The organism is Leptospira kobayashii, from assembly GCF_003114835.2.
In the GTDB taxonomy this organism is placed as follows: Bacteria; Spirochaetota; Leptospiria; order Leptospirales; family Leptospiraceae; genus Leptospira_A; species Leptospira_A kobayashii.
In genome coordinates, this window is sequence record NZ_AP025028.1 from 2,018,993 (window position 1) to 2,034,087 (window position 15,095).

The 15,095-nt window shown below is 40.4% G+C and carries 14 protein-coding genes; 11 read left to right on the forward strand and 3 right to left on the reverse strand.

What is annotated here, in order from left to right; all coding sequences use genetic code 11:
• Window positions 1-145 precede the first annotated feature (145 nt).
• From DI077_RS08840 to DI077_RS08850, 3 genes are read left to right on the forward strand one after another with little or no spacing between them, the layout of a single operon-like run.
• Window positions 146-1,966, forward strand: a complete 1,821-nt coding sequence (locus DI077_RS08840) for a SpoIIE family protein phosphatase (protein ID WP_109019785.1) — start codon at window positions 146-148, stop codon at window positions 1,964-1,966.
• A 15-nt stretch (window positions 1,967-1,981) separates the two neighbouring features.
• Window positions 1,982-3,409, forward strand: coding sequence for an ammonium transporter (locus DI077_RS08845; protein WP_109019786.1), 1,428 nt, complete (start codon window positions 1,982-1,984; stop codon window positions 3,407-3,409).
• A 38-nt stretch (window positions 3,410-3,447) separates the two neighbouring features.
• Complete coding sequence (locus DI077_RS08850; protein ID WP_242935136.1) at window positions 3,448-4,089, forward strand: LIC11874 family lipoprotein; 642 nt, start codon at window positions 3,448-3,450, stop codon at window positions 4,087-4,089.
• Window positions 4,090-4,094: 5 nt separating this feature from the next.
• Here the strand turns inward: DI077_RS08850 and DI077_RS08855 are convergent, their stop codons facing one another.
• Window positions 4,095-4,841 (reverse strand): menaquinone biosynthetic enzyme MqnA/MqnD family protein, encoded by a 747-nt coding sequence (locus DI077_RS08855; RefSeq protein WP_109019787.1) that lies wholly within the window; start codon window positions 4,839-4,841, stop codon window positions 4,095-4,097.
• Window positions 4,842-4,937: 96 nt separating this feature from the next.
• On the opposite strand from DI077_RS08855, the gene DI077_RS08860 reads away from it, so the two are divergent.
• The gene (locus DI077_RS08860) at window positions 4,938-5,768 is read left to right on the forward strand and encodes a CheR family methyltransferase (protein WP_242935436.1); all 831 of its coding nucleotides are present in this window, start codon (window positions 4,938-4,940) and stop codon (window positions 5,766-5,768) included.
• A gap of 5 nt (window positions 5,769-5,773) precedes the next feature.
• On the opposite strand, the gene DI077_RS08865 is transcribed toward DI077_RS08860, so the two are convergent.
• The gene (locus tag DI077_RS08865) at window positions 5,774-6,286 is read right to left on the reverse strand and encodes an HIT family protein (RefSeq protein WP_109019788.1); all 513 of its coding nucleotides are present in this window, start codon (window positions 6,284-6,286) and stop codon (window positions 5,774-5,776) included.
• A gap of 73 nt (window positions 6,287-6,359) precedes the next feature.
• Here DI077_RS08865 and rsmH point away from each other — a divergent pair, with 73 nt between their 5' ends.
• From rsmH to murC, 7 genes are read left to right on the forward strand one after another with little or no spacing between them, the layout of a single operon-like run.
• Entirely contained in the window at window positions 6,360-7,286 is a 927-nt protein-coding gene (rsmH, locus tag DI077_RS08870; protein WP_109019789.1) for a 16S rRNA (cytosine(1402)-N(4))-methyltransferase RsmH, read from the forward strand.
• Window positions 7,283-7,639: a hypothetical protein gene (locus DI077_RS08875; RefSeq protein ID WP_109019790.1), complete on the forward strand. Its 357-nt coding sequence runs from the start codon at window positions 7,283-7,285 to the stop codon at window positions 7,637-7,639. The genes rsmH and DI077_RS08875 overlap by 4 nt, the downstream gene beginning before the upstream one ends.
• On the forward strand, window positions 7,636-9,162 hold the full coding sequence (locus DI077_RS08880) for a UDP-N-acetylmuramoyl-L-alanyl-D-glutamate--2,6-diaminopimelate ligase (protein WP_109019791.1): 1,527 nt from the start codon (window positions 7,636-7,638) through the stop codon (window positions 9,160-9,162). The genes DI077_RS08875 and DI077_RS08880 overlap by 4 nt, the downstream gene beginning before the upstream one ends.
• Before the next feature lie 10 nt (window positions 9,163-9,172).
• Complete coding sequence (gene mraY / locus DI077_RS08885; RefSeq protein WP_109019792.1) at window positions 9,173-10,285, forward strand: phospho-N-acetylmuramoyl-pentapeptide-transferase; 1,113 nt, start codon at window positions 9,173-9,175, stop codon at window positions 10,283-10,285.
• 4 nt (window positions 10,286-10,289) lie between these two features.
• On the forward strand, window positions 10,290-11,432 hold the full coding sequence (locus DI077_RS08890) for an FtsW/RodA/SpoVE family cell cycle protein (RefSeq protein WP_109019793.1): 1,143 nt from the start codon (window positions 10,290-10,292) through the stop codon (window positions 11,430-11,432).
• Window positions 11,429-12,514, forward strand: coding sequence for a UDP-N-acetylglucosamine--N-acetylmuramyl-(pentapeptide) pyrophosphoryl-undecaprenol N-acetylglucosamine transferase (locus DI077_RS08895; protein ID WP_109019794.1), 1,086 nt, complete (start codon window positions 11,429-11,431; stop codon window positions 12,512-12,514). Before DI077_RS08890 ends, DI077_RS08895 begins: the two co-directional genes overlap by 4 nt.
• Before the next feature lie 3 nt (window positions 12,515-12,517).
• Window positions 12,518-13,960 carry a UDP-N-acetylmuramate--L-alanine ligase gene (murC, locus tag DI077_RS08900; protein ID WP_109019795.1) on the forward strand — a complete coding sequence of 481 codons (1,443 nt, stop codon included), beginning with the start codon at window positions 12,518-12,520 and terminating at the stop codon, window positions 13,958-13,960.
• Here murC and DI077_RS08905 read toward each other — a convergent pair whose 3' ends face one another.
• Window positions 13,961-15,076, reverse strand: coding sequence for a 5-(carboxyamino)imidazole ribonucleotide synthase (locus DI077_RS08905; RefSeq protein ID WP_109019796.1), 1,116 nt, complete (start codon window positions 15,074-15,076; stop codon window positions 13,961-13,963).
• Between the last annotated feature and the right edge of the window lie 19 nt (window positions 15,077-15,095).

Consider the following 15,095-nt stretch of genomic DNA (forward strand, 5'->3'; position numbering starts at 1 on the left):
GCATGTTGTCTGTTTTTTGGGATCGAACTATTTCGACTGTCAATTATTTGGGCAGTTTGTAGAAAAATATGTGAGAAATTGGCTTTTCTCAACTAGTTGCTTAGTCGGTACGATTTTTGCATCAAAGTAGATAAAGGTACCACCTATGGTTGATTTTAAAGTATCTAAACGTATGCTAGTCAACTTCCGAGGACAAAACAAGGTCGTCGGAGGATTAACTGATAAAGATAAAATTTCCATCCTTCTCTATATCTCCAAAGAATTTGCCAATTCAGACAAAGAAGATCAACTTTTTTCCAAAGTCATTTCCATTTGTCAGGAGATTTTTGAATCTGATAATACCACACTCCGGTTATGGGATGGAGAATTTTTAGTTCCTGTTAAGTTTGTAGTCGAAACCGAACCTCCCAGAAGAAATTTGAAATCGGGAGAAGGTTATTCCGGGACGGTATTTCAATCCGGAAACCCCATTCTGGTAAACGACCTGACCCGTTCTCCCGATTTTATCGACGAAGGAGAAAAAACACGTTCGGTAATGTGTGTTCCCATTATGCAAAAGGAAGAGTCTTTGGGCTGCCTTGCCGTAGAAAGCAATCGGGAAAACTTTTATATCCAGGACGATTTGGAAATTTTGGAAGCATTGACTTCTCAATTGGCGCTTGCTCTATCGAGCGTTAGGTTGATTGAAGGGTTAGTCACTGCACGCGCACGCGAGGCGGCCATTCTCACCCAGCTCGAATGGGATTTGAAGATGGGGAGAAATGTACAAAGTCAGATTTTACCTCAGGATTTAAGCCCTTGGAACGGCGTGGATTTTGCTACCCATTACGAACCTATGGCGGAAGTGAGCGGGGATTTGGTGGACATTGTAAGACAAGGCCATTCCTTAACCGCAATGAACATCGATGTATCCGGTCATGGAATTCCGGCAGCACTTGTAACCATGGCGATCCATCACCAGTTCAGAAGATCCGTTCTTGCGGGGCTGGGACTCACTGAAATCATGGAAGAGTTAGGCGAAAACCTCAGAGGACAATTGCCCGAATCGACTTATTTCACAGCATTTTTAGTCAGGATTTTCAGTGATTATAGTTTTGGTTATGTAAATGCAGGCCACCAAAGAATGCTTCATTACAAAGCGGCGGACGATATTTTCGAACAGTACGATACAAAAGGAGTTCCTTTGGGGATTCTTCCGGTAAACAAGCTTGATTACGAGGAAAAACAAGGACGTTTGGAACCAGGTGATTTTTTGTTATTGATATCGGACGGATTCAGCGAACAAAGAAACCCTGAAAAGGAAGAAGCAGGCGTGGAACGTTTGTTAAGTTGGTTGCATGACGAAAGGGAAAAGTTACTTATTGAAGGAAAGGGTAAATTCGATTTGAAAACCTTATCCTTGAAATTCTTAAGCCGTTTTAAAGAATACCAAGGTGCGGCTCCGATCGGAGACGATCTTTCGTATTTATTTCTCCATTGCAACGACGCGCTCCCCGAAGCTTCGCATTACATTCATATGGCGAAACAGGCAAATGCAAAATTGAAATCGGAAGATGCTTACGCACTCGCTTCCAAAGCGTTTTCGATTGAACCTTCTTTGAAGGAAACTTTGATGTTCTTGGGTAAGATCAATTATCGTGACGGACATTACTTGGAATCAATCCGCTATTTGGAAGAATATTTGAAAACATCAGGGGACACTACAGCTGCATCCCATTTTATGATGGGGCGAGCCTATTATAAAGCAGGCAAAATCTCGGAAGCCAAAAGAGCTTTGAAAATGGCACTTTCTTCCGATCACTCCTTTGCAAAAGCAAGCATTCTACTTGCACAATGCTATCTAAAAGAAAATGCGAAACCGAAGGCGATTAAAGTTTTACAACAGGGTGTGAAAAACACACCGCAAAATACGGAACTCAAAGCTTCTCTTGTGAAGTTAGAGGGAATTGCCCAAAAGGCCAGTTAGGTAAAAGGAATAACAATGACAAAGATAAGAATCTCAAAAACACTGATTCTTCTGTTTTTAACGATCGTGCTTGTGTCTTCCGTTTCTTCGGAAGCTGTGCCAACATCGGCAGAAGAAAAAACAACCGTATCAACCGCGGATGAGCTCGCCAGCCTGAAAGCGGGCCTTTCCACTTTAAGAGATGAAACAAACTGGTTATGGACTTGCATCGCAGGCTTTTTGGTCTTCTTTATGCAAGCCGGTTTTGCTTATGTAGAGGCAGGATTCACTCGTGCCAAGAACACAGTGAACATCCTTATGAAAAACTTTTCGGATATGACAGTCGGAGCGATGGCTTTTTGGCTGATCGGATTTTCCCTTCTGTTCGGACCCAAAATATGGGATAGTTTCGTTTTAGGAACTCCTGCGATCGCAGATAGTTTGTTAAGCGCCGGAGACGGTAGTTTCGATCCTTCCAAATATACTTTCTTTGTTTTCCAAATGGCATTCGCAGCTACTGCTGCAACGATTGTATCGGGGGCTTTAGCGGAAAGAACCAAATTTCCGGTTTATATTCTTTTCTCTTTTATCATTACAGGTTTTATTTATCCGATTTCAGGATCGATGATGTGGGGTGGACTTTTTGGAAATCCCGGATTTTTAGAGACAATCAATTTCGGTGCGGAAGCAGGTAAGGAAGGAGTTAATTTCCTGGATTTTGCCGGATCCACTGTGGTTCACAGTGTGGGGGCTTGGGCCGGACTAGCAGGAGCCATCGTTCTCGGGCCGAGACTTGGAAAATACCAGTCGGACGGAAGGGTCTATCCGATTTTAGGGCATAACATGTCTATGGCGGCACTCGGAGTATTTATTCTTTGGATCGGTTGGTTCGGATTTAACCCTGGCTCGACTACTTCCGTAGACGGAGGAAGTTTTGCGGCGATTGCGGTAGTGACTCATATGGCAGGATCTGCAGGTGCTTTGGGTGCAATGTTTACCACCTGGCTTATGTTTAAAAAACCGGACATCGGTCTGACTTTGAACGGGGGACTCGCGGGGCTTGTGGCAATCACCGCACCTTGCGATGGAGTCACGATCGGTAGCGCGGTGATCATCGGTCTCGTTGCGGGAATAATCGTCGTTTTCAGCGTTTTGTTCTTTGATAAAATCAAAGTCGATGATCCGGTGGGAGCGGTTTCCGTTCACGGTATTTGTGGTGCTTGGGGGACTTTGGCTTGTGGACTATTCAACCTCAATACAGGTCTATTTTACGGAGCGGGCTGGAATCAACTGATTGTTCAAGCGATTGGAATAGGAATTGTATTTGCTTGGACGTTCGGAACTAGCATACTGATCTTCCTGGTTTTCAAATATACGATTGGCTTACGAGTTTCCGAAGAAGAAGAACTCGTCGGATTGGATATTTTAGAACACGGAAACGAAGCCTACCCGGTTTCCAAATAATCCTTGACCTTGGCTTCCCAAACTGGGAAGCCATAGTTGTGGTTCGCTTCTTAATCCCATTATTTTTACTCTCCTTATTCGGATGTTTTGAATACGAAGAAACCATTCTATTTCGTAAATCCAGTTCCGGGACAGTTGAAATTTCTTATATCGTTCCTTTGAAGAAAGAGTCTATGGACTCTCTTATAAAATTTCTTCCTTCGGACAAAGCGTCCATCGAAGCCAAGTTGAAATCCAAAACGAATAATAGTCTGTTACTTAGGGATTTCACATTCCGTGAATTGGAAAAATCGGAAAATGCGGACCCATTTTTCAAAAGAAAAGCTAAGGTATCCTATAAAATTGATTTCGAAGATCCAAGTCTACTGGATGGGATTTTACTCGGAAATTTAAGCATCAAAACAAAAGGGAAGTCTCTGAATGTCAAAAGAGAATTTCCTAACCTAACAGACACTATTGTGCAGAATGCAAGCGTCGGAGAAAAGAAGATCATTACGGAAACCTTAAGACTGCTAAAGGAAGGAAAGATCCAATTCAGAGTTCTTTTTCCGAAAGATTCGGAATGCAGTTCAAATCGGGGATTCGTAGGTCTCGGCAATGTTCTTTATGCTTTCCCTTTGCAAGATACGATCGAAAACCAAGATGCAAAATCCTGGGATTACAAAATCCGCTTTTATTAATTCAATTAAAGTATCCCGATTTTCTTACAAGTATCAATATACAATCGAAACCCGTCCAAGTTGAGCTTGTCCGGATAATAATGCAGTTCTTTTCGCAAGTACCGATCGACAATCGCAGTAGGAAGCCTTTTTTCATTTTGGATGATTTCTTCTATATGCGCCAGTCCGTATTCCAGCGCATTTGTAAAAAATGAATCCTCTATCGGATTTGATTTGGGATAGGCCCAGAACGCAAAACAAAAGTTAGTTTTCGTAATTTGATTCCACCAGGATGCCAAATCGTAGATTTGGTAATCTCCCGTTGCATTATGTAACAAAGCATGATCTCCAAATAATAAATGGGATTCTTCGTTCTTTTCCATTAAAAGATTGATTTCTTTCGCATCCGTGGGAATTACTTTGGGAGTAAAACCGTAAACCAAATGAAAAATACATTGTAGCAGGGCAACACTTGACCGGGAACCGCTGTCGGTGCGGATTTCTTTCGGAGGGTGCGGTTCGTTTTTATTTTCAAAGTACAGAATGGAACGTACAACTTCTCTGGCACAAACTCCCACTGATTTGGAATAAGAAAGATTTTGACTGTTTCTTTCGCATTCAATGGAGGAAATAAGGGCACAATCCAGCTTGCCAGCCTTTAGTTCTTCTATTAGAAAGCTAGGATTGTCGGAAACAATTTCATAACCCGGATGGTTTTCAAAAAAATAAGTAAGAGGGCGGGCATTTAGGTGTTTTACAATTCCGATTTTCATAGTCCATTTCTATATTAAAAAACAGCTTGTCAGAGTAAAGAAAACCTATGACATGAATGGGAGGATACCTTGGATTTTAGAGCAGTTTAAAATACAATAGGCGACCCTGAATTTGAATTTATCAAAGATCTGGTCTACAAACAAGCGGGCATTTTTCTAGCCCCTCACAAAAAGATCATGGTCCAATCCAGGTTGAATGCAAGGTTACGTACTCTCAATATTGCGAGTTATGAAGACTATGTTCTAAAATTGAAAAAAGATCCCAAGTTTGCAAGTGAAGAGATGCAGGAACTCATCAATCGGATCACTACAAACAAGACCGACTTTTTCAGAGAGAATCATCATTTCGAATTTTTAAAAAATACTTATTTCCCTGAATTTGAAGAGCAGTCCAAAGCAGTAGGAAACAAATCCTTACGTATTTGGTGTTCCGCCGCATCCACAGGAGAAGAACCTTATTCCATTGCCATTACCGTTTATGAATATTTTGCAAATAAGCCGGGTTGGAATTTGAAAATCTATGCATCCGATATCGATACACAAGTGTTAAATACCGCCCAAGACGGATTTTACAAGGCCGATCGCCTTGAGCCTGTTAGTGAGGCAATGAAACAAAAACATTTCAACAAACATGTCAAAGCCGATCAGATTTATTACGAAGCGAAACCTCATTTGAAAAATCTAATAGAATTCAAACAGATCAATTTATTGCACCATCCGTTTCCTTTCAAAGAAAAAATGGATTTGATCTTTTGCAGAAACGTAGTGATCTATTTTGACAAACAAACGCAAAAAGTATTGTTTTCTCAATTTGAAGAATTATTGAAGCCACTCGGGTTTTTGATACTGGGTCATTCGGAAACCATGTTCGGAATTTCCGATCGGTTTAAATTTTTAGGACATACCGTTTATCAAAAAAAGACTTAAAAAAGTCAAACTTCCATATCCCAAAATTTTTTCAGCTCCTCGAGCATCGCGTACGGTTCGTAAATAACCACCCTTGTATTTGCAAATACATCCAAAAACCCCGCTTCGTTGGGAAATCTTGGTACTATATGCTCATGAATATGAGGGATGGAACCGCCGCTATTTTTTCCTAAATTATAACCCAAGTTAAAGCCTTGCACTTTCCATTGCCTTTCCAAAACTTTTAAGGTCTTTACGGTGAGTCTATGGATGTCCAAAGCTTCTTCTTCCGTGAGTTCTGTGTAAGAAAGAATATGCCTTTTGGGAAAAATGATGATGTGACCCGGATTATAAGGATATAAATTAACGGAAACTACGGAAAGTTCCGTACTGGCAATGGATAGATTAGGAACGATTTCCTCTTTGTCTCTCACCCCGCATAAAATGCAATCAACCGCAGGTCTGTCTCCTTTTGCATATTTGAGCTTACTTACGCTAAATAAATTCTTCCTATGAGAGTGTTCCTCAAATTGCGCCATCGTTACTTTCATGATTCTTCATTCATTTATAGATTGCAAGGATTTTGAAAGTATTTAAGAAAGAAAGTCATACGTGTCTCTTTCTCCTCATATCCCCGTTCTTCCCGAAGAAGTCATCCAACTTCTTTCTCAAACAGAGTCTTCCTCCTCTCCGAAATGGTTTTTAGACGGAACTGCAGGAGAAGGAGGGCATTCCCGATTGATTCTGGAACGATTTCCGGATTGTCATTTAATCCTTGTGGACCGGGACGAAGTGATGTTGGAAAGAGCAAAAGCCAACCTTCCTTCCGGCAGACAAGTATTTCCCTACAATCTAAACTTTTCGGAAATCGACAGAGAAGTTTTGGATGGAATCGGTTGCCCCGGCCTAGATGGAGTACTTGTGGATTTGGGAGTGTCTTTGTTTCATTTTTTACATTCCGGACGTGGGTTTACGTTCAAACAGGAAGAACCTCTGGATATGCGGTTGGAACCCAGGCTGGGCATAAAAACGGCCGCTGATATTGTAAATACCAGCAGTGTCCTGGATCTGAAAAAAATATTCTGGGACTATGGGGAAGAAAGATGGGCTTTAAAAATTGCAAATAATATCATCGAAGTTCGTCGCAAAAAAAAATTCGAAACCAATCTGGATCTGGCAGAGTTAGTGAAGGGCTCCATTCCTAGAAAACTTTGGCCGAAAGATGCTCATCCCGCTACAAAGGTTTTCCAAGCGCTTCGCATAGAGGTAAATGCCGAACTGGAACATGCGGAGAAAGGAATTCGTTCCTTATCTTCTCTCATAAATCCGGGAGGAGTCATGGCATGCATTTCCTTTCATTCTCTCGAAGACAGGATTGTCAAATGGACGTTTCGGGATTTGAAAGATCAGGGTGATTTTTCCATTTTAACCAAAAAACCTATTTTGCCCACGGACGAAGAAATTCGCTCCAATCGTGCCTCGAGATCCGCAAAGCTGAGAGGTTTAAGAAGAATCCTTCCGATAGAATCTATAGGATGAAATTTCATTTTCCATTCAGTTTTCAGAAGATCAAAGGAACTTATAAAGACTTCTTTTTTCCTTTGTACCCAGTTATCTATCTCGCTCCTTTTTATTTTTTATTTTATTTTCTGGTTTGGCAAGGGCTGGAAACGGCAAGACTGAAAAGACTCATTCATCAGAAAAATACGGAGAAAGAAGAATTGGTCCGAAAAAATGATGAGTTGAAAATCGGAATTGTCTCCTACACCTCCGCCGAAAGAATAGAAGCATTGTATCGTAAAACATATCAATATTTACCCATTAGCCTTGGCAATCGGATCATAACGATCGAATTACCAAGGGAGCCTAACATAAAGGATACGATTCATTGAAAATTGCAGAGATCATAAAAAGAATCCCTGAAATTAAAGTTAGAAAAGGGGACGCTTTTCTTGATATAAATTACATTTGGGCAGACACTCGCAAACTTTCGCCAAGTGATATATTCGTTCTGCCGGAAGGTCAGACGGAAAATTATCCGAAGTTTATCGAAGCTGCAAAAAACATGGGAGTTCATTCGGTTTTAGTTTCTTCTTCTCAATTGAAAATTCCCGGAATAGAAGGATTTACGAATATTTTGGAAGCGGAAGGTTATGTGGGAGATGTGCACGGTAAGATCGCATCTTTACTTTCCGGAAACCCGAGTAAAAAATTAAAACTAGTCGGAATCACAGGTACCAACGGAAAAACATCCTTAACTTTTATTTTATTTCACATAGCAACAAGTCTGGGAAAAAAATGCGGACTAATCGGAACCGTTCATATCCGGATTTTGGACCGGATACTGGAAACAGGATACACTACACCTGATTCTTCTTCTTTAAATCTGATCTTAAAGGAGATGGTAGATGCGGGTGTGGAATATGTCTTTATCGAAATGAGTTCCCATGGATTGAAATTAGGGAGAACTTCCGGTCTCGAATTGCAAGGTGTTGCATTCACCAATCTCACTCAAGACCATCTTGATTTTCATTCCACAATGGAAGATTATCTGGAGAGTAAATTCAAATTATTTCAAATTTTGGAATCTTCATCCCGTGCAAATAAGTTCGGAATTGTAGCATCGGACGTTCCCGGTGGAAACCTTATGGTGGCGAAACTAACGGCCGCAGGTCTAAAATCTCCCATCTATCTGATGGGAAGTGCAGGCGAATTCAATTATTCACACACAAAACTTTCGTTAACCGGAAGCGAGTTCCGACTTCATAGAAAGGAAAAAGACGTACCTTTTATCGAAGTTCGAAAAGTAAAAACGAATCTACTCGGAAATTTCAATATATTCAATGTTAGCTTAGCTGCATTTATTTCTTTTGAGCTAGGGTTTCCCTGGGAAGATACTCTTCGCGCAATTGAGTCTATTCCTACGGTTCCGGGCCGGTTTCAGGTAATTCCTGCATCAGATAACAGTCGTATTGCTGTAATCGATTATGCGCATACTCCTGATGCTTTGGAAAATATCCTAAAGAGCTGCAAAGAAATCCTCCCGAAACAATTGATTTGTTTATTCGGCTGCGGCGGAGATAGGGATCGCACCAAAAGACCGATGATGGCCCGTATTGCGGAAGAATATTCCGACTTCGTTATACTAACATCCGATAATCCCAGAACGGAAGATCCAAAATTCATTTTGGATGAAGTGGAATCCGGATTTTCCCGAGGATTCAGAAGATATGAAACCATAGTAGACCGAAGATCCGCCATTGAATACGGGATCTCCATGTTGGAAAAAGACGGGATACTCGTTGTTGCCGGCAAAGGCCATGAAACCTATCAAATTATAGGAAAAACAAAAACGGATTTTAATGATCACGAAGAAGTAAAGAAAGCTTTTCAAAATTGGGAAAAGGATCGATAGGAAAGAGTATATGTTTCATTGGATTTATGAGACCTTTGGGAATGATTTGGGATTTTTAAGAATCTTTCATTATGTTACGTTGCGGGCAATGATGGCGGGACTCACTGCCATGTTTATCACCTTCCTTTACGGGAAAAGGATGATCTATTTTTTGCAGTCTTTAAAATTCAAAGAATCCGTTCGAAACGACGGACCGGAATCTCATGCTGCCAAATCGGGAACTCCTACCATGGGTGGACTCATCATGATCGTATCTTTGAGCGTATCCACTCTCCTTTGGGGAAATCTTTCCAATCTGAATATCTGGCTTCTCCTTCTTTCCGCAATCGCCTTTTGTCTGTTAGGATTCGCAGACGATTATATGAAATCGGTAAAAAAGATCAAAGGAGGAATGAGGGCGAGGACAAAATTCATCATCACTGTTCTGATCGCCTTAACAGTTACATCCACCTTTTATTACTTCACAGGAAAACCGAATACGGTTGAAAGTAAGGGAATCCCTTTCGAAATTACAGATTTGTTCATCCCATTTTTAAAAGGACCGCTTCTTACTTTGGGTTTTATGGCAGTTCCTTTCGGGATTATCGTACTCATCGGAAGTTCTCATGCGGTTAATCTTACCGACGGTCTGGACGGGCTCGCAAGTGGGACTGTTGTTATTGCTACTGCGACTATGGCGCTTCTAGCATACGTTTCGGGTACTCCCGTGGCCGCCAATTATCTGAATGTTCCTTATCTGCCGGGAGCACACGAGTATTCCATTTTTCTTGCGGGTTTATCGGGAGCCTTACTTGGGTTTTTATGGTTCAATTGCCATCCGGCACAAGTGTTTATGGGTGATACAGGATCTTTGTTTTTAGGTTCCACACTCGGCTTAACGGCTATTATGCTAAAAAAGGAAATATTACTGATCATCTTGGGAGGGATTTTTGTAGCGGAAGCACTCAGCGTAATGTTGCAAGTAGGTTCTTTCAAATTGAGAGGAAAACGAATTTTCAAAATGGCTCCTTTACATCATCATTTCGAACTTTTAGGATGGTCCGAGGAAAAAGTAGTCATTCGTTTTTGGATCGTAGGAATCATACTTGCGATTATTTCCCTTTCTACCTTAAAAATCCAGTGAGATTATGATTTCCTCCTTAAGAGAAATTTTTGTCATCGGCAGATACAAAGTTGATTTGCCTTTGTTATTTTCTCTTTTTTTTCTATTCGGATTCGGTGTCATCGTGATGTTCAGTGCATCCGTAATTCCCGCCGAACGTGAATTTGCTGATCCGAATTATTATTTGAAAAAACAGCTGGTTTGGGGAGGCATAGGAATCGTATTATTCCTTATATTTGCTCAAATTCCGTATTCTTTCCTTGTCAAATTATCATTTCCTTTTTGTTTGCTCAGCGTAATATTACTGGTTTCCGTGTTCATTCCGGGAGTAGGGAAATCGGTAAGCACTACTTACGGCAGAAGTTTCAACCGATGGATTTTGATAGGAGGATTTCAGGTTCAACCTTCGGAGTTTAGTAAAATCAGTTTACTTCTTTTCTTATCTCTTTTTTTTCAATCCTTCGATCCTAAAAAAATACAATGGAACAGAAAGAACATTGTATCCGTTTTTACGATTTTAATCATTTTGATGTTGATAGTCGCCGAACCTGCGTTTGGTACAACGGTGGAAATACTCGTTGTGATTTTTTTCTTTGTGCTGATGGTAGGATTTCCCATTAAGAAAATTTTCATTTTGGGTTTATCCATTCTACCTCTTTTACTCGTCCTTGTCACTCAAGTCGGTTATAGAAAGAAGAGACTTGAAATTTGGCTCGATCCGTACAAATACAGATTTGATGAAGGACATCAACTAGTGACTTCGTTCCGAGCGTTTTTTGACGGAGGTAGTTTCGGTCGCCCGATCGGTTCCGGTTATTCCCATAGATATTTGGCCTATAGCCACACTGACTTTGTGCTTGCCTCTTTTGTAGAGGACTTCGGATTTTTGGGATTTATCATTTTTTTTGCAGTGACTCTATTTTTTCTCTACCGGATTTATCTTTTGGTTTTGAAAGTCAAAGATAAGTTAGGTTTCTTTTTGGGAACGGGCATCTTGCTTTTATTGTCCATTCAGATTCTGATCAATCTTTATGTAGTCACGGGCCTAGCACCGGTGACTGGAATTTCCTTGCCTTTCTTAAGTTACGGAGGATCTTCCCTGATTACAATTTTTATACTTATGGGAATCCTTGCCAATATTACCAAGAAAGAGAATCTGGCTTTATGAATGAATCAGTCATTATTGCAGCAGGTGGAACAGGCGGTCATATTTCTCCTGGGGTAGCACTTGCCGAAATTTTGGTGGAAAAAAAGGAAGTCTTCCGTATTTCCGATGTCTATATTCATTCCCTTCTCAGAAATCAAAACAACCCCGATTTACAGAATGCTCCTTGCGAAGTTCTATGGCATAATGTTCCTCAATTTCGCGGTTTGTCCGTACCGATCTATCCGATTTTATTTCTAATCCAATTTATAAAAACAATTCTGACATTTCAGAAAAGAAAAATAACAGCCGTTATTGGTATGGGAGGATATTCCAGTTTCCCCGCCATTCTATATGCGATTCTTTTTCGTAAGAAGTTATTTTTATGCGAACAAAATTGTATTCCCGGAAAGATCACCAGATATTTTGCGAAGTATGCGGAAAAACTGGCTCTTAGTTTTCCGATTAAGGATTCTTTAGCCGCTTCCATAGAAACAAAAATCATAGGAAATCCTATTCGCAAAAAAGTAGTTCCGGAATCATTGAACATAAGACAGAATGAAAACTTGCACGATAGCCGAAAAAGCACTGTAAATGTTCTAGTGTTAGGCGGTTCTCAAGGGGCAAGACAGCTCAATAACATGATTCTTAAAACCATGGAGAATTCGGAAATTTCTCAAAAATTCAGATTTAGGGTCCTAACCGGGACTTCCTTATACGATGAAACTGTTAAAAAAGCGAAAGGTCCTGCGGAAATCATTTCGTATGCGAATGATATGAGGCCTAACTATGAATGGGCCAACCTCGTCGTTGCCAGATCTGGGGCAGGCGTTATCGCCGAATGCCTGGTGTTCGGACTCCCTATGGTTTTGATTCCTTATCCTTACGCTGCTGACAACCATCAAAAGGAAAATGCCGAGTATGTTGAAAAAGAAGGCGCTGCTTATACGATTCAATCCACTTCGGAAGATCCGACTCCACTCGTAAAATACCTGTTAAACTGGAAATCAAATCCGGAAGAACTCAAAACTATGGGTCAAAACTCATTGCGTCTTTCCAATGTAAATGCTGCCTACCAAACTATTTCTTATTTTTTTCCTCATTAATTTATGATCATCGAAGATCTTCCCGGCAATCAAGTTCTTCTCCTAGGGATTGGGGGGAGCGGTATGTCCAGTCTAGCCCATATTCTTTTGGATTTGGGTTATCTGGTATTTGGTTATGATAAAAAGGAATCAGATGTTACTCTTTTCCTAAAAGAAAGAGGCGCTAAAATTCAAAAGGACATTTCAGGATTTGATCCGGCCTCGATTGATTTTGTCGTTTTCAGTTCCGCGATCAATGATGAAACCAACGGAATCTTTCGAAACGTAAAAGATCTGGGCAAACCTCTTTTTCATAGATCGCAAATCCTTCATAAAGTATTCGGAAGATTGTCCTCTATCTCGGTTGCTGGTTCGCACGGGAAAACTTCGACTACAGCGATGGTTTCCCAAATTTTGGAAAAAACCGGAAAAGACCCGAGCATTATGATCGGAGGAGATACGGATCTTCTGGGCAAAAAAGGCGGCAAAGCGGGGAAAGGAGACTGGGGAGTCTATGAATCGGATGAATCGGACGGAACCTTTCTCGGACATACTGCTGCGATTCGAATCGCAACAAACGTAGACAATGATCATCTCGATTATTACGGAGATGAAAAAACACTACAAGAAGCTTTCGTTAAATATCTTGCTCCCGAAACAAAAGGCAGCGCGATCGTGCAAGCCCACGACCAGGGGATTTTAAAAGTTCTGAAACTTCTTTCCAAAACGAACGTTCCACACCCTGAATTTCATTTATGGCTTTTGGGAAATGAAGAACTATTTCAAAATTCGGAACAAAAGAATCTATTTTCAGATCTAAAGGCAAAGTTAGGCGATAGGGTTCATTTCATACATTATAAGGTCGAAGAAGAACGATTGTTTTTTGATTTTGAACGGGAAAGATATGAAGTAAAACTTCCTTTTTCGGGAACTCATTACCTTCGGAATAGTCTATGTGCTATTTTCGCAGCTTTTCTAGTAGGTTTGGATTTCCGGGAATCAGTGAAAATTCTATCTTCTTATGTGGGTGTAAAAAGAAGGCAGGAAACTCTTGGGATCAAAAATTCGATTACAGTTATGGATGATTACGGTCATCATCCGACTGAAATCAGAACGGTAATTGAATCTTTGAAAGAGTCCTATAGGAACAAAGGAAAATTAGTCGTTCTATTTCAACCTCATCGCTTTACAAGAACCGAAATTCTACAAAAGGAACTAGCCGAAGCACTTTCTCATTCTGAAAATCTATTCTTGTTACCTATCTATTCTGCGGGAGAAAAAGAAATCTCAGGAATCAGCACAGCTACCATTGCGAATCACTTAACAAATAAAAATCATACTCTTTTATCAGGAATCATCGATGAAGATTTAAAAGAAATCGAAATTGTCTTGGAACCAGGAGATTGTTTTCTTTGCCTCGGAGCAGGTAACGTTCGTTTGTGGGGAGAAACTTTTTTAAAGACCTGATTAAATCGTAAAAAACAAAGGGTCTATATCCTCGAATTTTCCCGCAAAATTGATATGCCCCATTTTTCTTCCCACTCTCGGATCCTCTTTGGAATATAAATGCAAACGATAACGATCGTCACTGATCAATTCGAAACATTTTTTCAAAGACTCGGTATATTCATGGCCCAAGATATTTTTCATAACTGTGGGTTCAGGATTGAATTTTGTAGGAAATTTTTGATTTGTAATCGCAAGAATATGAAGTAAAAACTGGGAAAAAGAACCGCAATCCTGACTAAAATGACCGGAGTTATGCGGGCGTGGAGCAAATTCATTCAAATACAAATCACCGTTTTTCACAAAAAACTCAACTCCTACAGTACCTACATAAGAAAGCGAGTCGGCAAGAGTTTTGGCAATCGATACTGCCTTATCTTTTAAATCCCCGGAAACACGAGCAGGGAATATGGAGACATCCAGAATATGATGTTTGTGGATGTTTTCAATCGTTCCGTAAGAAATGGATTCACCGTCCGTAAATCTACTTAAAATCACGCTGATTTCCAAATCAAATGGAATCACTTCTTCGATCAGATATTCTTCCCTACCGGTCGCAAAATGGGTCGATTTGAATTTTGAAAATTCGGAATCGTTTGTTACTTTGACTTGGCCCTTTCCATCATATCCGAATCTTAAAGTTTTGATGATCCAGGGAAAGGGAATGGAGACCGAATCATTCGCATTACTACTTGTTAAATGATGAAACTTCGGTGTTTTCAGTCCTAAATGCAAAAAATGGGATTTTTCCAAAAAACGATCTTGTGCGATCTTTAAAGAGGAAGGAGGCGGATAAATATTCAGCCTGTTTTTGGATGAATACTCTTCTAAAAAATCAAGAGTAGTGCTCGGAATATTTTCGAACTCAAAACTAAGCACGTCAATTCCGGATAGAAAATCGGATAATTTTTTATGATCGGAATACTCTCCGGTGATTTCCAAAGCTCCCGCTTTTTTGGAAGGGGAATTGGAATCGGGAGAATAACAGATCACATCAAAACCTAGCAAATTGGCTTCCTGAATCATCATCTGACCCAATTGCCCAGAGCCTAAAATTCCAATTTTACGTTTAGCCATTCTTATAGTCGCCTGAGAG